General features: G+C 62.9%; 17 protein-coding genes. 13 read left to right on the top strand and 4 right to left on the bottom strand.

Going from position 1 to position 21,860, the window contains the following annotated elements:
* Positions 1 to 2 precede the first annotated feature (2 nt).
* The 11 genes from tssF (at position 3) to WKW82_RS06050 (ending at position 15,961) form a co-directional block, all read left to right on the top strand.
* Entirely contained in the window at positions 3 to 1,844 is a 1,842-nt protein-coding gene (gene tssF, locus WKW82_RS06100; protein ID WP_340341352.1) for a type VI secretion system baseplate subunit TssF, read from the top strand.
* Entirely contained in the window at positions 1,808 to 2,926 is a 1,119-nt protein-coding gene (gene tssG, locus WKW82_RS06095; protein WP_340341351.1) for a type VI secretion system baseplate subunit TssG, read from the top strand. Before tssF ends, tssG begins: the two co-directional genes overlap by 37 nt.
* 19 nt (positions 2,927 to 2,945) lie before the next feature.
* Positions 2,946 to 5,678: a type VI secretion system ATPase TssH gene (gene tssH, locus WKW82_RS06090; protein WP_340341350.1), complete on the top strand. Its 2,733-nt coding sequence runs from the start codon at positions 2,946 to 2,948 to the stop codon at positions 5,676 to 5,678.
* A 236-nt stretch (positions 5,679 to 5,914) separates the two neighbouring features.
* A complete protein-coding gene (locus tag WKW82_RS06085) occupies positions 5,915 to 8,794 on the top strand; it encodes a type VI secretion system Vgr family protein (RefSeq protein WP_340341349.1) in 2,880 nt (959 codons plus the stop codon).
* Between the two features lie 5 nt (positions 8,795 to 8,799).
* Positions 8,800 to 9,783 (top strand): DUF4123 domain-containing protein, encoded by a 984-nt coding sequence (locus WKW82_RS06080; protein ID WP_340341348.1) that lies wholly within the window; start codon positions 8,800 to 8,802, stop codon positions 9,781 to 9,783.
* A 12-nt stretch (positions 9,784 to 9,795) separates the two neighbouring features.
* A complete protein-coding gene (locus tag WKW82_RS06075; RefSeq protein ID WP_340341347.1) occupies positions 9,796 to 10,662 on the top strand; it encodes a T6SS effector BTH_I2691 family protein in 867 nt (288 codons plus the stop codon).
* 49 nt (positions 10,663 to 10,711) lie between these two features.
* Positions 10,712 to 12,517, top strand: coding sequence for a T6SS effector BTH_I2691 family protein (locus WKW82_RS06070; RefSeq protein WP_340341346.1), 1,806 nt, complete (start codon positions 10,712 to 10,714; stop codon positions 12,515 to 12,517).
* Positions 12,514 to 13,242: a putative type VI secretion system effector gene (locus WKW82_RS06065; protein ID WP_340341345.1), complete on the top strand. Its 729-nt coding sequence runs from the start codon at positions 12,514 to 12,516 to the stop codon at positions 13,240 to 13,242. The genes WKW82_RS06070 and WKW82_RS06065 overlap by 4 nt, the downstream gene beginning before the upstream one ends.
* A 304-nt stretch (positions 13,243 to 13,546) precedes the next feature.
* Positions 13,547 to 13,867, top strand: a complete 321-nt coding sequence (locus WKW82_RS06060) for a hypothetical protein (protein ID WP_340341344.1) — start codon at positions 13,547 to 13,549, stop codon at positions 13,865 to 13,867.
* Between the two features lie 303 nt (positions 13,868 to 14,170).
* Complete coding sequence (locus WKW82_RS06055; RefSeq protein ID WP_213957023.1) at positions 14,171 to 14,437, top strand: PAAR domain-containing protein; 267 nt, start codon at positions 14,171 to 14,173, stop codon at positions 14,435 to 14,437.
* A 24-nt stretch (positions 14,438 to 14,461) separates the two neighbouring features.
* Positions 14,462 to 15,961, top strand: coding sequence for a hypothetical protein (locus WKW82_RS06050; RefSeq protein ID WP_340341343.1), 1,500 nt, complete (start codon positions 14,462 to 14,464; stop codon positions 15,959 to 15,961).
* Here the strand turns inward: WKW82_RS06050 and WKW82_RS06045 are convergent.
* Both WKW82_RS06045 and WKW82_RS06040 read right to left on the bottom strand, forming a co-directional pair.
* Positions 15,951 to 17,225 carry a cytochrome c gene (locus WKW82_RS06045; protein ID WP_340341342.1) on the bottom strand — a complete coding sequence of 425 codons (1,275 nt, stop codon included), beginning with the start codon at positions 17,223 to 17,225 and terminating at the stop codon, positions 15,951 to 15,953. The two genes, WKW82_RS06050 and WKW82_RS06045, sit on opposite strands and share 11 nt — an antisense overlap.
* Complete coding sequence (locus WKW82_RS06040; protein ID WP_422823428.1) at positions 17,225 to 17,911, bottom strand: c-type cytochrome; 687 nt, start codon at positions 17,909 to 17,911, stop codon at positions 17,225 to 17,227. The genes WKW82_RS06045 and WKW82_RS06040 overlap by 1 nt, the downstream gene beginning before the upstream one ends.
* A gap of 102 nt (positions 17,912 to 18,013) precedes the next feature.
* On the opposite strand from WKW82_RS06040, the gene WKW82_RS06035 reads away from it, so the two are divergent.
* Both WKW82_RS06035 and WKW82_RS06030 read left to right on the top strand, forming a co-directional pair.
* Positions 18,014 to 19,459, top strand: coding sequence for an aminotransferase-like domain-containing protein (locus WKW82_RS06035; RefSeq protein ID WP_340341340.1), 1,446 nt, complete (start codon positions 18,014 to 18,016; stop codon positions 19,457 to 19,459).
* 49 nt (positions 19,460 to 19,508) lie between these two features.
* Positions 19,509 to 20,168, top strand: coding sequence for a DUF1345 domain-containing protein (locus WKW82_RS06030; protein ID WP_340341339.1), 660 nt, complete (start codon positions 19,509 to 19,511; stop codon positions 20,166 to 20,168).
* A 252-nt stretch (positions 20,169 to 20,420) separates the two neighbouring features.
* On the opposite strand, the gene WKW82_RS06025 is transcribed toward WKW82_RS06030, so the two are convergent.
* Positions 20,421 to 21,353 (bottom strand): DMT family transporter, encoded by a 933-nt coding sequence (locus tag WKW82_RS06025; protein WP_340341338.1) that lies wholly within the window; start codon positions 21,351 to 21,353, stop codon positions 20,421 to 20,423.
* Positions 21,350 to 21,850 carry a methylated-DNA--[protein]-cysteine S-methyltransferase gene (locus WKW82_RS06020; protein ID WP_340341337.1) on the bottom strand — a complete coding sequence of 167 codons (501 nt, stop codon included), beginning with the start codon at positions 21,848 to 21,850 and terminating at the stop codon, positions 21,350 to 21,352. The genes WKW82_RS06025 and WKW82_RS06020 overlap by 4 nt, the downstream gene beginning before the upstream one ends.
* Positions 21,851 to 21,860: the final 10 nt, after the last annotated feature.

Genomic DNA, 21,860 nt, shown 5'->3' with positions numbered 1-21,860 from the left:
TCATGGAAGAGTTACTGCCGTTCTACGAGCGCGAGCTGGCGTTCCTGCGCGGCTATTCGCAGGAGTTCGCGGACAACTATCCGAAGATCGCGGCACGGCTGGCGATGCCTTCGGACAACAGTGAAGACCCGCACGTCGAGCGGATGATCCAGTCCTTCGCGTTGCTGACGTCTCGCATCAGCAAGAAGCTCGACGACGACTATCCCGAGTTCACCGAAGCGCTGCTGGAGATCCTCTATCCGCACTACCTGCGCGCGTTTCCATCGTGTACGATCGCGCAGTTCGACACCAGCGAGGCCGTTGCGAAGTTGAGCACGGGCGTGACCATCGAGCGAGGCGCTGTCCTGAAGTCGCGCCCGATGCAAGGCGTCACCTGCTGCTTCCGGACGGCCTATGACGTGACGTTGGCGCCGGTCCAGATCGCCGATGCGGTCTTTCATTCGGTCGTCAATCCGCCCCTGCATGTGACGCTGCCGAAGAACGCGACCGCCAGCCTGTCGGTCACGATCGAATTGGTGGGCGAGCAGACCTCATTGCAGAAGCTGGGGCTCGATCAGCTTCGCGTGTTCATCGATGCAGAGCCATCGCTCGCCATGGCGGTCGCCGACGCGATGTTCCTGAAGACCGCCGCCGTGTTCGTCGAGCCGAATCGCAGCGGCAAGTGGACGCCGGTCAAGGGTGAGCTGCTGCACGAGGTCGGTTTCGACGAGAAGGATGCGCTCATCGAACTCCCCGCGCGTTCGCATCCGGCCTATCGTTTGCTGAGCGAATACTTCGTCTTCCCGGAGAAGTTCAATTTCGTGGACATCGACCTGGGCAACGCAATGCAAGCCGTCGGCCCTTGCCGTACGCTGACCCTGCATTGGGTGATGCGCCACCTGCGTGCTGATTCGCCGGTGTCGCGCCTTTTGGAAGGCGTCTCGAGCCGCAACCTGCGGCTAGGTTGCACGCCGGTCGTCAACCTGTTCAAGCAGGCCGCCAATCCGATTCGCATAACGCACACCGCTGCGGCTTACCCGGTGCTAGGCGATACCAAGCATGCGTCGGCCTACGAGGTCTACAGCATTGACTCGGTCACGATCGTCAAGGAAACGCCGGGGAGCAAGACCTTCATCGAATTCCGTCCGTTCTACTCGCTGCACCACGGCGAGCAGCCGAAGGATTCCGAGCACTACTGGTTCGCCCGCCGCGACGAGCTGGTGGCCAGCAAGAGTCCCGGCTACGAGACCGAGATCTCCATTGTCGACATCGACTTCGACCCCGCCGCACCGGTGACCGAGACGCTCAGCATCGACATCACCTGCACCAACCGCGACGTGCCCAATGGGATGGCGGTTGGCCTGCCAGGCGGAGATTTGTTCGTGGACGGCAATACGGTCGCGGCAGGTATTCGCCTGCTGCGGCGGCCGACCCGCACGCAGCGCGTGGCGCGTGGCAAGGGCGCGCATTGGCGGCTGATCTCGCACTTGTCGCTCAACCATTTGTCGCTGGTTGGTAGCGGCCTGCCGGCGCTCAAGGAAATGCTGCGACTCTATGACCATGGCCGCACGGCGGTGTCGAGCAGGCAGATCGAGGCGCTGGTCGCCATCGAGCAGAAGCCCGCCACGCGGTGGTTGCCGGGCAAGCCCTTCGCGACTTTCGTGCGTGGCATCGAGTTGCGCATCACGGTCGACGAGGCCGGGTTCGTTGGCAGCAGTCTGCAGGCATTCGCGCGTGTGCTCGACCATTTCTTCGGGCTCTATGTGCACCTGAACAGCTTCACCCAGCTGGTGATCCTGTCGTCCCGCGACAACGAGGAGCTCGTGCGATGCAAGCCACGCAGCGGCGATTCGATCCTGCTGTAATCGAGCAACTCGAGCGCGAGCCCTACCGCTTCGAGTTCTTCCAGGCGGTGCGGCTCCTCGAGCTGGCGATGCTGCGGCGGCAGGAGCGCGACGTGCACCAGCGACTGGTGCCCGGTGACCGCATGGTGCCGCAGCGCATGCGTTTCCGGAGTTCGCTGAACCTGGGTTTCCCGCCTAGCGAGATCGAAGCGCTGCAACTGCGCAATGCCGCGGGCGAGCCGGTGTCCGGCAGCGACTGGGCAAGCCTGCCGCATCCCGAGTCCGATGCGATCGACAAGGTCGAGATCACGCCGGCGTTCTTCGGCATGCTCGGCGGTTCCGGCGCGCTGCCCATCGCCTACACCGAGATCCTGCAGCGGCGCGAGCAGAACCAGCGCGACAGCGCGGCGCGGGCCTTTCTCGACATCTTCACCAACCGCGCCGCCGCGCTGTTCTATGCGGCCTGGCGCAAGTACCGCCTGCCGCTGCACTACGAGCACGAGCGCACGCGGGCGTACCTGCCGGCGTTGCTCTCGCTGTCGGGCCTGGAACACAAGGCGCAGCGCCAGCCCTTGCGTGAGGGCGATGGCCGCGTGTTCGACGAGAGCGTGGCGGGCTATGCCGCCGCGGTGCAGCACCGGCCGATGTCGGCGGTGTACCTGCAGCGGGTGCTGTCGGACTACTTCCAGAGCCGCATCCGCGTGGAGCAGTTTCTGGGCAAGTGGTACGACGTGCCGAAATCGCAGATGTCGCAACTCGGCGGCAACAACATCCAGCTTGGCCACACCGCGTTGGCGGGTGTGCGCGTGTGGCAGCGTGACCTGCGCATCCGGCTGTGGATCGGCCCGCTCAAGCGCAAGCAGTTTCGGGATTTCTTTCCCGGCAAGGCGCATGCGAAGGCGCTGGAAAAGATGCTCGGTTTGCTGGCGGGGGTCACCGTCGAATACGAAGTGCGGCTGATCCTGGCCAAGGAAGAGGTTCGCTCGGTCACGCTCGACGAGCCGCTGGGCAGCCATCTCGGCTGGGACAGCTTCCTGGCCACGCGCCCTGCACCGCAGGACCGCAGCGACACCTCGTACGAACTGCATCCACTGAATACCTGAACTCCCAGAAGAAAAAGCCATGAGCACATCACTCAAGACGCTGATCACCAAGCTCAACCCTTCTGCTCGCGCCGCGACCGAACGTGCGGCGAACCTGTGCCTTTCGCGTGGGCACTATGAAGTCGACCTGGAGCATCTGTTCCTTGCGTTGCTGGAGCAGCCGGGCAGCGACATTGCGCGCGTGGTTCGTGCCAACCGCATCAGCGCGACTGCGCTGCAGTCCGACCTGGAGCGGGAGATCGGCACGTTCAAGAACGGCAACACGCGCACGCCGGTGTTCTCGACTTATCTGCAGAAGCTGTTCCAGCATGCGTGGCTGCTGGCCTCGCTGGATGCGCATGTCACGGCGATCCGATCGGGGCACCTGTTGCTCGCTTTGCTGACCGAGCCCGACCTGTCGCAGCTCGCGCAACGCGGGTCGCCGCTGTTCGCCAAGATCCGGTTGGAAGACCTCAAGCACGAATTCGACAAGATTACCGACGGGTCGGACGAGGCGGCCGATGCCAGTGCTGCCCGATCATCGGTACATGCTCCGACAACAGAGACTGAAGCGGGCGCGCAGCCCGGCAAGACTCCGGCGCTCGATCAGTTCACCACCAACCTGACGCAGCGTGCGCGTGATGGCGCGCTCGACCCGGTGATCGGGCGCGATGCGGAGATCCGACAAGTCGTCGACATCCTCATGCGGCGCCGGCAGAACAACCCCATCCTGACCGGCGAGGCCGGCGTCGGCAAGACCGCGGTGGTGGAAGGCCTTGCGTTGCGGATCGCCGCGAACGATGTGCCGAAGGTGCTGCAAGGTGTGGAAGTGCACACGCTCGACATGGGCCTGCTGCAGGCCGGCGCGAGCGTGAAAGGCGAGTTCGAGAACCGGCTGAAGAACGTCATCGCCGAAGTCAAGAAGAGTCCGCATCCGATCATCCTGTTCATCGACGAAGCCCACACCATGATCGGTGCGGGCGGGCAGGCCGGCCAGAACGATGCGGCCAACCTGCTGAAGCCGGCGCTGGCGCGCGGCGAGTTGCGCACCATCGCGGCGACCACCTGGGGGGAGTACAAGAAATACTTCGAAAAGGATGCGGCGCTGGCGCGTCGCTTCCAGGTGGTGAAGGTCGAGGAGCCGAGCGAGACGCTGGCCTCCGCGATGCTGCGCGGCATCGTGCCGCTGATGGAGAAGCACTTCAACATCCGCGTGCTGGACGAGGCGATCACCGAGGCCGTGCGCCTGTCGCATCGCTACATCAGCGGTCGGCAGTTGCCGGACAAGGCGGTGGGTGTGCTCGACACGGCTTGCGCGAAGGTGGCACTTGGGCAGAGCGCGACGCCTGCGTTGATCGAGGAGGCTCGGAAGGCGATCGATCGGCTCGACGTCGAGACGGCTGCGCTCAATCGCGACACCGTGGCGGGCGGCCGGCATGAGGCGCGACTGGCCGAACTGGCAGAGCAGAAGGCGGCGGCGCAGGCGTCGCTGGTGGACTACGAGGCCAAGCTCAAGAAGGAAGGCGAACTGGTCGAGCGGATCCGGGCCTTGCGTGCGGAAAGGGAAGCGGCGCCTGCAGCTTCGGCGCCCGTGGACGCGACTGAGAAGGCTGCCGAGAAAGCCGCTGAAAAGACGACGGCGCCCAAGTCCTCTGCACGCGGCAAGAAGACCGCAGCCGGCGCTGCCCCGAGCCAGATGGACGCATTGCTCACTGAACTCCGCGCGCTGCAAGGCGAGACGCCGATGGTGCCCTTGCAGGTCGACGGCCATGTGGTCGCGGAAATCGTCTCGGCCTGGACCGGCATCCCGCTCGGCCGCATGGTGAAGGACGAGATCCGCACCGTGCGCAATCTCGACAAGCTACTGGCCGAGCGCGTCATCGGGCAAGACCATGCGCTGGCGGCCGTGGCCCAGCGTGTGCGCACGGCCAGTGCGCGTCTTGAAGACCCTAACAAGCCGCGCGGCGTGTTCATGTTCGTCGGCCCGTCCGGCGTCGGCAAGACCGAGACCGCGCTGGCGCTGGCCGACATCCTCTACGGCGGCGAGAAGAAGCTCATCACAATCAACATGAGCGAGTACCAGGAGGCGCACAGCGTGTCGGGGCTCAAGGGTTCGCCGCCCGGCTATGTCGGCTACGGCGAGGGCGGCGTGCTGACCGAGGCGGTGCGCCGCGCGCCCTACAGCGTGGTGCTGCTCGACGAGGTCGAGAAGGCGCATCCCGACGTGATGGAGATGTTCTTCCAAGTCTTCGACAAGGGCATGATGGACGACGCCGAGGGGCGCGAGATCGACTTCCGAAACACGCTGATCATCCTCACGTCGAACATCGGCTCGCCGCAGATCATGCAGGCCTGCCTCAACAAGTCCGGCGATGAGCTGCCCGCGCCCGATGCGCTTGCGGATGCATTGCGTCCGGCGCTGATGAAGTCGTTCAAGCCGGCCTTTCTGGGGCGGCTGAAGGTGGCGCCGTTCTATCCCATCACAGACGAAGTGCTGGTGCAGATCATCGAGCTGAAGCTCGGTCGCATTCGCGATCGCATCGCGGTGAATCACAAGGCGGTGTTCGAGTGGGACGAGTCGCTGGTCGAGGCGGTGTTGGCGCGTTGTACCGAGGTTGATTCGGGCGCGCGCAACGTCGATCACATCCTCAACGGGACCTTGCTGCCGGAGATTGCCGAGGCGGTGCTCACGCGCATGGCGGACGAGGCGCAGATTGGCAAGATCAAGGTGAGTTCGGCGAAGAACGGGGACTTCAAATACAAGATTGCTTGAGAAGGTTTGAATATTTCTACTGTGGCCATCGATCTCGGCCCTGCGCTGCTCGCCGTACCAGAGTGCGGCTGCGCTGCTCGACCCGACCTCGGCGCCCTCGCTACGAAATCTTCACACCTTCTGAGCCCTCGCGGGCGATCAAGTCGGGGTGGCAAGCGACCCGGACTTGATAGAGTGCCGTGAAGGCTCCCGGGGAGCCTTCAGTGATGAGTGAGAGAACAGGGAGAGAACAAGAAATGACCGTGAGTCCATTCCAGGTCGGCAACCTGCTGCGTGCAGGCTTCGAGCAGCGCCATCGTCTGCTGGTGCTGCACACCCCGCTCGGCCCCGACCGCCTGCTGGCCGAGACGCTCGAAGCCACGGAGTCCATCGACGATGGCGGCTTCCGGCTCGAACTCACCGCGCTCTGCGACGACGCTCACATCCCACTCAAGCGCCTGATGGGCCAGGCCGTGCGCCTGGACCTGCAGACCGCGCAGAGCCGCACGGTGTTGCGCCCCTTCCATGGCCACGTCACCCAGGCCACCCTGGTTTCCAGCAACGGCGGCTTCGCGCGCTACGGCCTGGTCATCGAACCCTGGCTGAGCTTCCTGCAATGGCGTCAGGACAGCTACCTGTTCCAGGACATGAGCGTCTTCGACATCGTCGAGGCCGTCTTCGCCGACTACCAGACCCAAGGCAAGCTCAATCCTCAATGGCGCTGGGACATCGCCGACCGCGGCGTCTACCCGCAACGCGGCATCACCACGCAGTACAACGAAAGCGACCTGGCCTTCGTCACCCGCCTGTTGGCCGAAGAGGGCCTGTACTACTGGTTCGAGCACGAGGCCACCGACGGCGACAGCCTCGGCCAGCACACCCTGGTCATCGCCGATCACCCCGGCGCGCTGAAACCCAACGCCCAACCCGAAGTCCGCTTCCACCGCGCCGACGCGAGCGAAGCCGAGGACAGCGTCCTGCAATGGCACGCCTGCCGCCAGTTGCAGACCAACAGCCTCAGCCAGGTGAGCTGGGACTACAAGTCCGTCAGCGCGCGACCGCTGCAGGATGCGAGTAACCATGCCAACGCCCTGCACCATCGCACCCTGAACTGGGCCGACGATCCGGGTCACTACGCTTGGGAAACCAGCGCACAGGGCACGCGCCTTCTGCGCAACGCCCTCGAGGCGCTGGAACTGCGCAACAAGACCTTCGAGGGCGAGGGCACTGCCCGCACGCTGAGTCCCGCGAGCACCTTCACGCTGACCCAGCATCCGGTGCATGACCGGGACGGCGCGGAAGACCGGCGCTTCGCGGTGCTGAGCGTGCGGCACGTGGCGCGCAACAACCTTGATGAAGACCTTCAGCGCGCGGCTGATGTGGAACTCGGTCCGTCCTATCTGGCGCAAGAACTGCGATCCGCGTCCAATGCCGGCGAGGACGCCAAGGGCAGCAAGTCCGGTAAAAGCAGCGCGACCAGCAAAGGCAAGGCGAACACCAGCGAAGCCGTCCCCCACTACCGCAACCACTTCAGCGCCGTACGCGCCGCCATCCCGTACCGCCCCCTGACCCTCGACGGCCACGGCCGCGCCATCCACCCCAAGCCCACCATCCGGGGCAGCCAGACCGCCATCGTCATCGGCGCCGGCGATGTCATCCACACCGACCGCGACCATCGCATCAAGGTCCAGTTCCACTGGCAGCGCGGCGCAGGCTCTAGCAGCCGCCTCACCCATCCGGCCGGCGACGACAACGCCCCCGCCACTCACCGCCTCGGCGCCTGGGTGCGCATGGCCAGCGCCATGGCCGGCACCAACTGGGGTCAGTCCGGGCCGCCGCGCAACGGGCAGGAAGTGCTCGTCGACTACCTGCACGGCGACATCGACCGCCCCGTGGTCGTCGGCGCCCTCTACAACGGTCAGGGCGCACCCGACGCCCAATACAACCAGAAGCAATCGGGCGCGGCCAACGCCACCGGCAACGCCCCTGCCTGGTTCGCCGGGCAGGAGGGCGAACACGCCCACAACGCCGTCTACAGCGGCATCAAGACGCAGGAGATGCGCGCCAGCCAGAGCGGCACCGGCGGCTACAACCAGCTCGTCTTCGACGACACCCCACAACAGAGCCGGCTGGCGCTGGCCACCACGCAAGCCGCGAGCCGCCTGCACCTGGGCCACCACAAGCAACAGAACGACAACCAGCGCGGCAAGGACCGAGGCCACGGCGCCGAACTGGCCACCACCGCGCAAGGCGCGGTCCGCGCGGGCTCGGGCCTGCTGGTCAGCGCCTACGCACAACCCAACGTCACCGGCCCCTTCATGGCCAGCCGCGAGGCGCAGAACCAGACCACGCAGGCGCGCGAACTCGCCGAGTCGCTCGCCGAAAGCGCCCAGACCCAGAAGGCCATGCTCAAGGGCGAGGCCAAGCCCGACAAGCTGGAGCCGATGCAGGGGCTCAAGCACGTGGCCAAGGTGCTGGGGACGACCGAAGGCGGATCAGGCGCGGGCAGCGACGGTGGTGCTGGCGAAGGCGACATCAAGGCCACCGGCGGTGGCCAAGGCAGCGTGACCGCGTGGAGCGAGCCGCACCTGCAACTGACCGCGCCGATGGGCATCGGCATCGCCACGCCCAAGGAGGCGGTGATCGTCAGCGGCCAGACCAGCACCATCGTCGCCAACGAAGACATCGACCTGATGGCCCAAGGCCAGGCGGCCATCGCCGTGGCCAAGGGAGTGAGCCTGTACACAGTGGGCACCAAGCCCAAAGGCGAAGAACCCAACACCGAACGCGGCATCAGCCTGCACGCGGCCAGCGGCAAGGTGAAGCTGCAAAGCCAGGACGGGGCCACGAAGATTGCCGCGGACAAGAAGGTGACGATCGCCAGTGTGACCAAGGAGATCGAGGTCGAGGCGCCCACGCATGTGCTGATCACGGTAGGCGGGGCGTATGTGAAGCTGGAAGGCAGCAGCATCAAGATCCATGCGCCGGGGAAGGTGACCTTTCATGGAATGCATTCGATGGTGAGTCCGATGGGGGATAAGGGAAGCAATGGCGTGGGGAAGTCGACGTACAAAGGTTGCTCACCAAGCTCCATGGCAGCAGCCTCCAATCAAAGTGCAACTGTGAAGCTGGGCTGATCACGATGGACTCGACCCAACCTGCGAAGACACCGGCGAATCAGATCTCGCATCAGCTTCATCGACATCTCGGTTTGCCCGCTGCGCCCAATTGCATGTTGCTTCTGGACCCGGTGCTGCGCCCGATCAGTGACGCCGATGCCATCGCAGAGCGTCACTGGGAGTATTCGTACACCCCTGTGAGGCTCGCGCCGCACGTTGACCCGACGGAATGGCCTCAACTGGTTAGCTTTGATGTCACAAAATTTTCCGGTAGTGAATACCTCGCACTGAGCGTCGAGGACGCTTGCGAGGAACTTGCACCGGAAGCGCTTCGGACCGGGGCTGGGCGTCGCATTGGCGGATGGTTGGCAACGAGAGCGTCCGCCAAGGAGGTCGCCAAGCATTTGGCGCGGACGATGGTGCAGAACCGCCCCGGTGATGGCCCTACTTGGCTTCGTGTACATGACCCGGCCGTGATGTGGTGGCTGTGGAGCTTTCTCTCTCCGGGGCAGCGCAGGTTATTGCTCGGCCCCGTCGATACGCTGTGGATACTCGATCCCAGCGGACAGCTCGTTGCGTTGCGTGCCGAAGTTGCAACGACTAAAGGCAACACCGCGCCGCTCGCGCTCACGGACGACTTGTGGCGGGACGTCGATTGCATCGCGCCGCTGAATCTGGCGCTCCGCGAATGGGCGCGGGCCAGCGCATTGGACCAACGGATTGACCCGCTTTGCACAGGCGCGCTCGATGCGGTGCGCAGGGCCATGGCCGCGGGGTTCCATAGTAAGCGCGACCTCACGGCCTACGCGCAGTATGCGTTGAAGGTCCATCCGCGTTTCGATGCGCATCTGGACGTTCAGAAGCTGATCGCACAGCGGCGCTCAACGGACTACTTCACACGGTTGGTCGATGGTCTGAATGAAGAAGACTGGAAGCGCATCGCCCGCGAATGCGTCGCCAGTGACGCCGTTGAACAACCAGTGGGCCAAACACAAAAGAATCGGTGAGGGAGAAATATCTTGAAGTTGAAGTGCGACCAATGCTCGGCGAAGGGCTTGCCCATCATGCCGGTGCGCTACGCCGTAGTGCCGAAAGACGTCAGCCCCGGATTGCCTGATTGGGCGAGCGGGGAAAGAGTCAAGGAGGTCGCACTGGGGAGCGACTTTCAATACGCCCTGCGGACGATGCGCAAGGGATATCTCTACATCTTTTATCAATGGAACAAGGAAGGCTCCAACAAATGGGAATGCTACGCGGTGGGCGAAGACGGGTGCCTCACTATTCAGCCTAGCCCGGCCGCCGCGTGGCCTCAGAGCACTCCGGTGTTGGCGTGTTCGCGCCATGCGCTCAACACTCAAGTCCACTACATCGTCATCGAGGAGCCTGAGAAATGCGGGCCCACTTGGATTGCATACAGCGAACACAAGTGGAGCAATGAGACGGTCAAAGAGTACGAGACCGATAGCGTGTTACGCAACAAGCGCATGCAGACCATTCACCCACGCCAGATGGCGGCGGGTGCCAAGCATTCGCACGGGGAAATCGCCACCAAGGCCGTATTAGAAGCCGTTCTAGAGTATTCAGAAACCGGGCAACCCGGTTCGCTTCCTTACGAGAGGGTGGTGGGCAACATCAGCCAAGAAGACGGCAACTACAAATTCAGTAGATTTGGTTTGACCGATCTTGAATGCATGAGTACTAGGTATCCTTGGCATCTCCGCACGGGAATGGCCGAGCGTACGGCAGAAAGTATGATTGACCGGAGCAAGGGTTCGGAAAAACCGTGCACACCACATGTGCTCGCGATTTGGGATGCAATTGGTGTTGCCCATGAGCTTAATGGGTATCGAAACGATGCTGCAGGATGGATAAAGAAAATACGGTGACGAGCGCGAGAAGGAAATAGCGGCAATCAATAGCTATAGGGGCCTGAAAATGGCTTTGGAGAATCAGGCCCGTTCGCAAGGAGAAGAATACATTCTACGTGGCGAAAAAGAGGGCCCCTTGCAATCTGCTCAGCAGGAACTCGAAGAAAAAGTTTTGAATTCGCCGTACGACGAATACTTGCGAAAACAGTTAGAGCAAGTTCGTGCTCTCAATAGCCAAATCTCCGCCGGTGCTCCGCAACTATCAACAGACTTCGGAAAAAGTCGAGCGAGCAAGGCGTGGCCATCTTATCAAGCACGCATCGACGAAGACGCGAGGCAGCGTTTCGAGGGCAACATGAACGATTTTCTGGGTGCAGCCTCGGGTATTGTTGAGCGACGCACAGTCTCACTCATTCGGTGGCTTGAAGCGCAACTTCTAATCGACACGCTAAACGATTTCAACGGCAGCAATATAGGTGACGGTGTGTTTTTTGGTGAGCAGGTCGCAGAGGCGATATGGGGCCTCGGTTCGTGCAAGTCAGGCGCAAAAAAGATAAACTTCTGGGTGAAGGAATGCAAAGCTACCGTCGATTCCAATTTGCTTTGGCGCGTTGTTGCCCTCAATCAGTCAAAGGCGCGAGAAGAACTCGACAAAAAACTGAGTGAGGCCAACCAATATAAGGTACAGCAAACACTCGCCAGCACGCTCACTTGGGTAGGCTATTCTGCAAAGTCCATGAAGGCGATCGCCGATACCTATAAGAAGGCGCAAAGCGTCTACGATGCCAACATCAAGGCTCAATTAGGAAAAGCTGAAGCGTTTAAAGTCGAAATTAACAAGGTCAACACTCGCGGCGCTGACAAATTTGCGATCGAAGTAGGGGACTTCATTTTTAAGTATTTTCGAGTTGACAAATTGGGAGACTACGCGAGCGAGAAGCTCATTCAACATATCTTTAGTATTCGCGCTTTGGTGAATCCGATGGAGTCGGAGGACTTGATTGCCAAGCAGGTCGATGCAGGAAAAATTGGACGCGAACAGACTTTGCGCCGTCTGCAGGCCACCAAAAGTTTCATGAGGCTTGACACGCCAGAAATTCATGCGCGACAGACGGAGGGTCTGAAAAAGGCCTGGGCCGCGTTCAAAGTTTCAGATGATGTTAAAGCACCACAGGCAATTAAAGATGCACGGCTGGCGGCGGTGGTAATGCTTATCGAGGGTGTGAATTTTAGTAAGCTCATAATCGAGTGCAAGACCAAGAACGACGAAAAGAGTCGGCTCAGTCTGCTCGCGTCAGGCATGTCCATTGGCAGCGCCCTGCTGGACATTGCGACCGTTCCCATTAAGAACCTGCCGGGTATGGGCCAGGAAACATGGGGTTATCAGGTGGTGAAGGGTTGGGGCGGGTTGCTGAGTGGGGGCGCGTCCCTTTTGGGAGCATGGATCGATTTGGTCGATACAGGCAAGAGCATCGACAACGGATACAACTACTTGGCGAGCTTTTATGCAGCAAAGGCGTTCTTGGGGGTTGGCGCAGGAGCACTTACGTTCGCGGTCACGTTTACCTACGCAGCCCCCCTGGTTGCCCGTCTTACGGGGCGTGCGGCCGTGGGCGTGACTATCGAAGTAGTAGTAGGTACGCGTGCCGCGGCCATCATCGGTTTGCGAATCGTGGGCATGGCCGCCGGGGCATGGATCACGGTTGGGATGTTCGGGCTTCAATTGGTTATTTGGCTGATCACGCCAAACGCGATCGAAGACTGGATCGACCATTCCGCGTTTGGCAAGAGACGGGCTACGGGCGGATATAAGACGGCCAAAGAGCAAGATGGAAAACTCTCGGAAGCCCTAATCGGGATGGGCCTCCAATGACCGCTTCGAATCACCCAAACGGACTAGTGAAACTCTTCGGGAAAATTAAAAACTACAAGGTCACTCGCACTGAGGCCAGTTTCGTATTCACTGATGCGGATCGAACAAGGTTAGGCGTGATTGCGGTTGCGGCGGGTATTGTTGGGCTTAGTGGACCTGCAATCTCGGCGGCATCAAGTGCGGTGGGAGCTGAGGAACTTGCGGACTATGTGGAATTTAATCTCCATGAAAGTTCGGTGAAGGGCTGGGTGTGGCGTAGCCCTTTCAAGGAGGGCGATCTGGTCGAGATAGTCGCCGAATGGCAAGGCGATCACTATGAGGCGATAGGAATCGCAAGACCTGTTGATCGAATTATTGCGATGTATCCGCATTGTTCGCGAGGTAGGTCGACGCATGTTCGGAATGCTTTGAAGTGGTGGATTTTTAGCGTTACCGCGCTTTTAGGTCTTGGTTCAATATTTTTTTGGGTTGGACTTGGGGCAGATCAAATGCATGTATTTTTCACAAGAATTTTTCCGTTTGTTGGGCTCGGGTCGTACACATTTTTTGGTCTTATGACGATTAGTCTGGCGCGCCGGTGGATGCCGTTCGTGCGGTTGGCGCAAAAGGTATTTGTCACGCTCGATTGGGCGGATCCAGGAAATATTGATTTGGTGAGGTCCTCAAAAATCAAGCGGAAACTTGATGATCCGGGCGAATTTGGAACATTTTATTTTCGTTATTGAAGAGTGGCGTTGTTTGCAGGCTTTTTGGTGTGTGAAATGATTGTTGTGTTTTCAGATGAGTTTAGTGCCGCAATGCAAATGATCAAAGGAACCATCGAAAACCTTGTTGTGCAGCGTGGCGACGAGATAATTTTTGGAGGTGAATTACATCGTCCAGCCGGATCAGGCGTTGCTATAGCGTTGGCGGCAGTCGGGTTGGCAGGCGCTGCGACAAGCGCATCATTCGTGCAAGGAATATCGGGCTCGGTAGAATTATTTTCTGCGAAAGTCGGACGTCGGATAATTTCGGGGAAGATTCTCTCGAGTGACTTTCAAAGAGGGAGACGAGGTTGAAGTTGTGGTTGAGCTTCAATCAGATAGAACGTTGACTGCCTTGGCGGTGCGTCGTCCAAGTGATCAAATTCTTTGGATATTTCCGCATTGTTCTCGGGGTGCTATGGCGCAAAATAGACATGCATTAAGAATTTTTTTTTGGACGTTTGTTGTCATCTCATTGATCTCCAGCATAGGGTATGGCAAGCTTCCAGGGTCACCCATGATCCCGCTGATTCGGGGCTTTTCTTTGGAGCAATTTCCGCGACTTTATCTCTTGTTGCTGCCCTCTATTTTTCCATTAGATTTTTGATGCAATGGCGTCCATTTGTTCAGAAGGCTGAACTGATTTTTGCTTTGCTTGGTTATGACGATGTAAAAAGGGTGGACTTGGAGATGGAAAATAAAAGGTACTGGAGGAATTGTGGCGGTAAGTGGCCGTACCCATCGGATGGCTCTTGGTTATTTCATTATTTGAAGGCCTGAATTTGGCACAAGTGCCTTGCAGCTCAATCCACCTCAACATTCGCAGCCGGCGGGCCACACGCACGCCGACGCACAGACGTCGCGAGCGTCGCAGCCACAGCAACTAGACAGTCAAGGGAGCAGATAAAAAATGGATCGACCATTCATCCTGTTGGGCGACAAGACCAACCATGGCGGTGTCGTCATCACCGCATCCGAGAACACATTCACCGACGAGAAGCGCGTGGCGCGGATCGGGGACCTAGTGAAGTGTCCGATTCCGGGGCACGGGATCAATCCGATCGTCACGGCGAGCCCCTATGTCGAGATCGATGGGCGGCGAGTCGCGCGTCACCATGACACGACGGCTTGCGGCTCGCTGTTGCTGGCGAGCCAGTTCGACTCTTCTTCTGAATAGCGCCTCTGCGCTCTCGTTGATTTCATGTTCTCGCGAGTGATCAAGCCGGCGCTGCTGGTGCTGGCATCGTTCGCCCTTGTCTGGGGTGCGGTGTACGTCTATTGGCAGTCGACGGCGCGGATGCCGAGTACGGGCGACGTGGTGGGGTGGTTGCTGGCAGCGCCGCTTGCGTTGGTGCTGACTGTTTGGGGGGTGAGCAAGGTGCGTGCGAGCGTGGCTGCCGATGCGTCGAGTCCGACTCCGAAAGTGGCGGCGAAAGGCCAGGCTGCTGCAGGCGGTGCACGCGCAGGCAAGGCGTCAAGTGAGGCAGACAAGACCGATGCCGCCGAGGGTCGCTTCCGTGTGACCGTGCTCGCCTCCAGCCTGCGCTCGCCCGGCGGTGCAACGGTGGAGGAACTGGCCGCGGCAGTGGCGGAAGGCAAGGGCGTTGGACCCGATCCCGAGCTGAAGAACGATGCGGGCTTTCCGATCTTCGCGGCCCGCATCGCGGATATTGAAGTCGACGAGTTGCGTGATGACCTGGCCGACATGCCATTGGCCAAGTCTGCCGAAATCGACGTGGCGATGCTGGCCGACGATCGCCTGCGTTCGATCCAGGCGATGAGCGAGACGCTGACGGATTTGCTGCCCCACGCGGACGAACTGATGCTTGCAACGGAGCCGCAGTCCGCAGCGGACAACGGCAACACACAGAGACAGAGGATCGCGGTCGAAGCCCCCGTTCTCCGCATCTCCTTGCTGCTGCCGGGCGGGTGGACCGAGCACGAGCGCTTGCTCGCAGCTCAATGGTTGCAGCACGCCTGCGCCACCGAGAGTCCGGCGCATGCATGGTCGGTCGACTACCTCCGCAACGATTCGGGCGCCACAGCCTGGACCGTGCTCGACCGCATCAGCCTCGCGCTCAATCGCGAGCCGCAGAAGCCTGCGCTGTGGATCGTGTTGGCGGCGGAGTCGGCGATCTCCGATGCCTGCGTGGCGCAGTGGGAGGCGCGCGGCACGTTGTTCTCGACGGCGCGCCGCAATGGCCTGATGCCGGGCGAGGCCAGTGCCGGCCTGTTGCTGACCGGCGCGAAGGACGTGCGCTTCGCCAAGGCCGATGCGGCGCAAGTCGCGCGGCCCGTGTTCGGGCAACTCGAATCATCAGCCGACGCCTCGACCGTGTCGCGCGCCACCGTGTTGGGCGCGCTCGCAGGGCGATTGGCCGAAGCATCCGCAGTGGAGGTCGCGGCCATCGAATGGGTGGTGAGCGATGCCGACCATCGCGCATCGCGCGTGACCGAAGTGGCCCGGCTGCTGCAAGACCGCCTGCCCCATGTCGCCTTCGACGAGAACAACTTGTCGACCGGCATCACCTGCGGGCACATGGGCGCGGCGAGTGAACTGGTCGGCCTCGCGCTGGCGTGTTACCTGGCGAAGGAGCACCAGAAGCAGGTGATGGTCGCGTCGGTGTCCGATCCCTTCGCGCGGGGCGCATTGCTGGTCGGCATGCCGGCCCCGCCGGCGGAAAGCGCCGTCAGCGCTTGAGCACGTCCTGCGCGGTCAACGGGGCAGCGTTGTTGCCCCAGGCGCCGCGGATGTAGCTCAGCACCGCGACCACGTCGTTGTCGTCCAGCGCCTGGCGGAACGGCGGCATGCCGTAGGGGCGCGGGTTCCCTGCGGTCGCAGGCAGGAAGCCGCCGTGCCGCACGATCTGGATCAGGTTGATGGGCGAGTCCATCAGCACCACGCGGTTGCCGGCGAGCGGGGGGTAGGCGCCCCGGGCGCCTTCGCCTTTGTCGCCGTGGCAATACGCGCAACGCTGGTCGAAGATCTTCTGGCCGGCGGCCATCACGCCGGGGTCGCGGCGAATCGTTTGCGAGGGCGCCGGTGCGGACGTGGCGCTGGGGCTTGGCAATGCCTTCAGATACGCAGCCATCGCGTGCAAATCGGCCTCGCTGAGGTGCTGCGTGCTGCGATAGACCACATCGGCCATCGGGCCCATGACCGCGCCGCGTGCGGACCTTCCGGTCTGCAGTAGCGCCACGATCTGTTCCGCATCCCAGTCGGAAACCCCGGCCTCGCGCGAGGAGGTCAGCGACGGGGCATACCAGTTCTCGACCGGAATCGATCCGCCTGACAGGCCGCGCTCCGAATCCGTCGCACCGAGCACGTTGCGCGCACCATGGCAGGCGATGCAGTGGGTGAGGCCTTCGACCAGGTAGGCGCCGCGGTTCCATTCCGCCGGCTTCGAGACATCGGGCGCGAAGGGCTCGGGCTTGAACGACAGCGCGCGCCACACGGCGAGCGCGGCCTGCGTGTCATAGGGGAAGCGCAATCGATGCGCATCGTTGGGGCGCGGTGATGGCGCCACGCCCTTCTGCAGGTAGGCGTAGATCGCGTCGGAGTCCTCGCGCGTGACCTTGGTGAAGTTTGGGTACGGAAAGGCCGGGTACAGCAGGCGGCCGTCCTTGGAGCGGCCGTTGTGCATCGCGCGCCAGAAGTGGGCGGCGCTCCAGTCGCCGATGCCGTTCGTCTTGTCCGGTGTGAGGTTGCTCGAGAACACGGTGCCGAAGGGCGTGTCGATCGCGACACCGCCGGCGTAGGGCTCGCCGCCGCGCGTGGTGTGGCAGCCGGCGCAGTTGCCGGCCAGTGCGAGGTAGCGGCCGCGTTCGACCTGCTGGGGCGTGGCGGTGAAGGTGAAAGTCGAAGCGAGAGGGTCTTCGCCGCGAAGGTTCAGTTGCCACACCACCACCGCAAGGGCCGCGAGCAGCAGCGCAAGCGTCACCAGGATCCATGCAAGGCGCCGCATCACTTCGCCTCCATCCCGCCGCATCGCATCGGCAGCGGCGCGGGCAAGGAGGCCGCGGGCTTGGGATTGGCAGGCATCGGCTGCAGCGCAATCCAGCTGGCCACGGCGTTGATGTCGGCAGTGGTCATCTTGCGGCCGATCTCGGCCATGCAGTCCGGCGCGAGCGCATGCCGGTCCTGCGTGAGCCATGCGCCGAGTTGAGACGACACATACAGGCGGGGCAGTCCGACCAGCGCGGGGATGGCCGGTTGCACGCCCGTCAGCGTGGCGCCGTGGCATTGCACGCAGGCCGGGATGCCGCGGGTGGCATCGCCTTCCAGGGCCAGTTGCCTGCCGCGCTTCAGCGTGGCGTCGCTGGCATCGGTGGTCTGCGGCACGGGCGGGTAGGGCAGGTCGAGCCCGGCAAAGTACTCGGCCATCTCCCGCAAATAGTCGTCCGACAGGTGCCGCACCATCCACACCATGTCGCTGTTGAAGCGGCGGCCGTCGCGGAAGCTGCGCAGCTGGTTGTAGAGGTAGCCGGCCGGCTTGCCCGACAGGCGCGGGAAGTAGCCGGCGCCGGTGGTCGCCCCCTCACGGCCATGGCAGGCGATGCAGGCGGCCACGCGCTGGGCGATGGTGTCCTCGGGGCCAGCCGATAGGGCCGGGGCCGCCAGGAGGCTGCCCAACAAGAAAAACGCACCCATCCATCGCAAGAGTTTTGACATGGCATGACTGTGGCCCGAACCGGCCCAAATGAACAGATGCAGTTTCTGGTGGATCGGGCATAGCAGATAGAGTCGGCGACCATGGATTCCGCACCGCCCCTCAAGCGCTATGAGGCCCTCGCTGCCGATATCGAGGCGTCCATTCGCAGTGGCACGCTCCGCGTCGGCGATCGCATTCCGTCGGTGCGGCGCACGGGTGAAAGCCGCGGCGTCAGCGCGTCGACGGTGTTCCAGGCCTACTACCTGCTGGAGGCGCGGGGCCTGATCCGTGCCAGGGACCGCTCGGGTTACTACGTGGCGGAGGGCGGTTCGCGCGCGGCCCCTCCGGAAGCGGAGCTGAGCTCGCAGCCCGATGGCGAATCGGTGGCGCTCGACGTGAGCGAGCATGTCTTCAGCATCCTCGAAGCGAGCATGACGCGCGAGGTCGTTCCGTTCGGCTCCGCCTTCCCGAGCCCGCTGCTGTTCCCCTTGCCGCGACTGGGGCAGATCCTCGCGTCGAGCGCGAAGAAGCTCGATCCCTGGAGCACGGTGGACGACCTCACGCCCGGCAGCGTCGCCTTGCGCAGGCAGATCGCCCTGCGCTACCTGGCCAACGGCGTCAATGTGCAGGCCGACGACATCGTGATCACCAACGGCGCGCTGGAAGCCCTCAACCTGTGCCTCGGTGCGGTCACGCGGCCCGGGGATTCGGTGATCGTCGAATCGCCGACCTTCTACGCCGCCTTGCAGGCGCTGGAGCGGATGGACTTGCGGGCCATCGAAGTTCCGACGCATCCGCGGGAAGGCATCGAGTTGGACGCGCTGGAACAGGCTGTGGTGCGGCACAAGCCGAGCGCGTGCTGGCTCATGACCACGTTCCAGAACCCGCTCGGCAGCCTCATGCCCGCGGCCAAGAAGAAGGCGCTGGTCGAACTGCTCACGCACCATGACGTGCCCTTGATCGAAGACGACGTCTACGCCGAGCTGTACTTCGGCGACAGGCAACCCGTGCCCGCCAAGGCCTTCGATACCGACGGCCTGGTGCTGCACTGCTCGTCCTTTTCCAAGAGCCTGGCGCCGGGCTACCGCATCGGTTGGGCAGCACCGGGGCGTTTTACCCGCGATGTGGCCCGCCGCAAGTTGACGACCACGCTGAACACCTCGGTGCCGGCGCAACTTGCGCTCGCCACCTACCTGGAGCGCGGCGGCTTCGACAAGCACCTGCGCAAGCTGCGGCAGACGCTGGCGACGCAGCAGGCGACCTTCGCGCAAGCGGTCGGCCATCATTTTCCCGAGGGCACGCGAGCGACCCGGCCGCTCGGCGGCTATTTCATGTGGGTCGAGTTGCCGACGACGGTGGATGCGCTTGAACTGCATCGACGCGCGCTGACCTTGGGCATCAGCATCGCGCCCGGGCCGGTTTTCTCGGCGACGGGTGGCTTCGGACATCACCTGCGCCTCAACTACGGCCATGTCTGGGATGCGCGCGCCGAACGCGCGCTGGCCACGCTGGGCCGGCTTGCGGGCGAGTGCGCGAAGCGTGGATGAACACGCCGCCAGGTGACGCTTCTCGACAGGCGGCGCTAAAGTCGACCCGATGCGCAAGCACCTCTCCACCACCACTGGCATCCAACGATTGAGCTACGGCGCCGCGGTTGGGGTTGCCGTGGCGCTGATCCCGTCACCGCTCATCAACGGCATGGCGCGCGGGCTGCTCGGGTGGGTGGTGGGCGTAGCGGTTTATCTCTCACTCGCCTGGTGGCTGGCCCATAGCTTCGACGCGCAACAGACGCGCGAGCGCGCCCAGTCGCTGGATCAGCCCAACCTGGTGCTGCTCCTGACGATGCTGACCGCAGTGGGCTTCAGCGTCGCCGCGATCGCGATGTTGCTGCAGCAGGTCAAGCTGCTCGCAGGGCTGGAGCGGGGCGCCCACATCGTGCTGGCGATGGTGGCGCTGGCCGAGTCATGGCTCATGATCCACACGATCTACGCCTTCCACTACGCGCACCGTTACTACCAGCAGGAAAAGACCCGCAAGCCGGACGACCATGGGCTGGACTTCCCCGGCACCGCGCCACCGGATTACGCCGACTTCGTCTACTACTCCTACGTGATCGGCATGACCTCGCAGGTCTCCGACGTGCAGATCCTTTCGCCGGAGATGCGACGCATCACGCTGATCCACAGCGTGCTGTCCTTCGCGTTCAACATGCTGGTTCTGGCGTTCAGTATCAACGTGGTAGTGGGCGCATTCTGAAATGAAAGCCCACCCCCGAAGCGCCTGCGGCGCCTCCCCCTCGAGGGGGCGCACCCAGCGGCCCGGCAAAGCCGGTTCCGCGGGTGCCCACAAACAGGCATTGCTCGCACTGGTTTCATGCGTCGTGGGTCACGCGATTAGCGTGGTGGAAAACTGATATGAGTCCCCAGGGCCGGTCGCAGCCCGGCTCTTCCCCGGCGAGGAATCAAGTCGATATGGCAAAGCCACACCGATTTGAACCGCTCCGCCCGTCTACCCTTGCTTGACCGCCGTACCACCCAGCGGCAGCTTGACGATCCCGGTCGACAGCGCCACGCCGCAGACGATCACCGCCGCGCACATCAGCATCCACATCGTGACCGGCTCGTGCAGGAACACCGCGCCGTAGAACACCGCGAACACCGGCACCAGGAAGGTCACGGTCAGTGCGCGGGCCGGCCCGGCCTCGGCGATGAGCCGGAAGAACAGGATGTAGGCCACGCCGGTGCAGAAGATGCCGAGCGCGGTGAGCGCCAGCCATGCATGCAGGCTCGGCATGTGCGATGGCCAGAGCCAGATGGCGGGTAGCGCAAGGAACAGCGTCGCGCCGATCTGGCTGCCCGTGGCCGTGGCCAGCGACGGAATGCCGACGAGATAGCGCCGCGTCGCGCTGGCCGAGATGCCATAGCTCAGGCACGCACCCAGGCAGGCCACCACGCCGAGCAGTTGACCGCTGCCCGAATCGCCCGCGCCACCCGCATGCGGCGCGCTGCTGCGGCTCGCCAGCAAGGCCACCCCGATGAAGCCCACCACCAGGCCGACCAGTCGCGAGTTGTCGGGCCGGTCGCGGAACCAGGCCCATGCGACCAGCGCGCCGAACATCGGCACCGTCGCATTGAGCACTGCGGCCAGTCCGCTGCTCAAGCTCAGCAGGGCAAAGCAGAACAGCGCGAACGGCAAGCCCGAGTTGGCCACGCCGATGAGCAGGATCGGCTTCCAGTGCTGCGCCAGCGCCGGGCCTTGTCGCACAAGAAAGAGGCAGGGCAGCAGGAACAGCGTGGCGATGCCGACGCGCACCGCCGCCGTCGGCAGTGCGCCGAACTCTGCCGCACCGATCCGCATGAACAAAAAGGACGCGCCCCACAGCGCGCCGAGCAGCACGAGGTCGACAAGCCAGCGGCGCGATTTCCGGCTGGGCTGATTCAAAGGGCACCCTCCAGCGTGAGCAATGCGCTCTTGCGTTCCAGCGAGCCCGCGTAGCCGGTCAGCCCACCATCGGCGCCCAGCACCCGATGGCAGGGCACGATCACGCTGATCGGATTGCGTCCGACGGCAGCGCCGACTGCGCGTACCGCCGTGGGCTTGCCGATGCCCGCGCCGAGTGCGCCGTAGGTGGTGGTCGTGCCGGGCGCGATGCTGCACAGCGCCTTCCACACGGCCTGCTGGAAGTCGGTGCCATGCGACAGGTCGAGCGGCAGGTCGAAGTCCGCGCGCTTGCCGGCGAAGTAGTCGCGTATCTGGGCCGCGGCCTCGCGCAGGACGGGGTGTGCTTCGTCGGTCTGCCAGCCGTGCATGTCAGGCAGGTGCTTCTGCCCGTCGAACCAGAAGCCGGCCAATCCGTCGTCGGTGGCGGCGAGCGTGATGCCGCCGAGCGGGCTGTCGATGTGGGTGCAGCGGATGGCTGCGGGGTTCTTGAATTTCATGAAGGTGTCC

Source organism: Variovorax rhizosphaerae, assembly GCF_037889975.1.
GTDB classification, from domain to species: Bacteria; Pseudomonadota; Gammaproteobacteria; order Burkholderiales; family Burkholderiaceae_C; genus Variovorax; species Variovorax rhizosphaerae.
This window is presented reverse-complemented; position numbering and strand designations above follow the sequence as displayed.

Excerpts from the sequence above, each read along its gene's own strand:
- tssF (WP_340341352.1), top strand. The coding sequence starts at position 3 with ATGGAAGAGTTACTGCCGTTCTACGAGCGCGAGCTGGCGTTCCTGCGC.
- tssG (WP_340341351.1), top strand. The coding sequence starts at position 1,808 with ATGCAAGCCACGCAGCGGCGATTCGATCCTGCTGTAATCGAGCAACTC.
- tssH (WP_340341350.1), top strand. The coding sequence starts at position 2,946 with ATGAGCACATCACTCAAGACGCTGATCACCAAGCTCAACCCTTCTGCT.
- WKW82_RS06085 (WP_340341349.1), top strand. The coding sequence starts at position 5,915 with ATGACCGTGAGTCCATTCCAGGTCGGCAACCTGCTGCGTGCAGGCTTC.
- WKW82_RS06080 (WP_340341348.1), top strand. The coding sequence starts at position 8,800 with ATGGACTCGACCCAACCTGCGAAGACACCGGCGAATCAGATCTCGCAT.
- WKW82_RS06070 (WP_340341346.1), top strand. The coding sequence starts at position 10,712 with ATGGCTTTGGAGAATCAGGCCCGTTCGCAAGGAGAAGAATACATTCTA.
- WKW82_RS06065 (WP_340341345.1), top strand. The coding sequence starts at position 12,514 with ATGACCGCTTCGAATCACCCAAACGGACTAGTGAAACTCTTCGGGAAA.
- WKW82_RS06055 (WP_213957023.1), top strand. The coding sequence starts at position 14,171 with ATGGATCGACCATTCATCCTGTTGGGCGACAAGACCAACCATGGCGGT.
- WKW82_RS06050 (WP_340341343.1), top strand. The coding sequence starts at position 14,462 with ATGTTCTCGCGAGTGATCAAGCCGGCGCTGCTGGTGCTGGCATCGTTC.
- WKW82_RS06045 (WP_340341342.1), bottom strand. The coding sequence starts at position 17,225 with ATGCGGCGCCTTGCATGGATCCTGGTGACGCTTGCGCTGCTGCTCGCG.
- WKW82_RS06040 (WP_422823428.1), bottom strand. The coding sequence starts at position 17,911 with ATGGGTGCGTTTTTCTTGTTGGGCAGCCTCCTGGCGGCCCCGGCCCTA.
- WKW82_RS06035 (WP_340341340.1), top strand. The coding sequence starts at position 18,014 with ATGGATTCCGCACCGCCCCTCAAGCGCTATGAGGCCCTCGCTGCCGAT.
- WKW82_RS06030 (WP_340341339.1), top strand. The coding sequence starts at position 19,509 with ATGCGCAAGCACCTCTCCACCACCACTGGCATCCAACGATTGAGCTAC.
- WKW82_RS06020 (WP_340341337.1), bottom strand. The coding sequence starts at position 21,850 with ATGAAATTCAAGAACCCCGCAGCCATCCGCTGCACCCACATCGACAGC.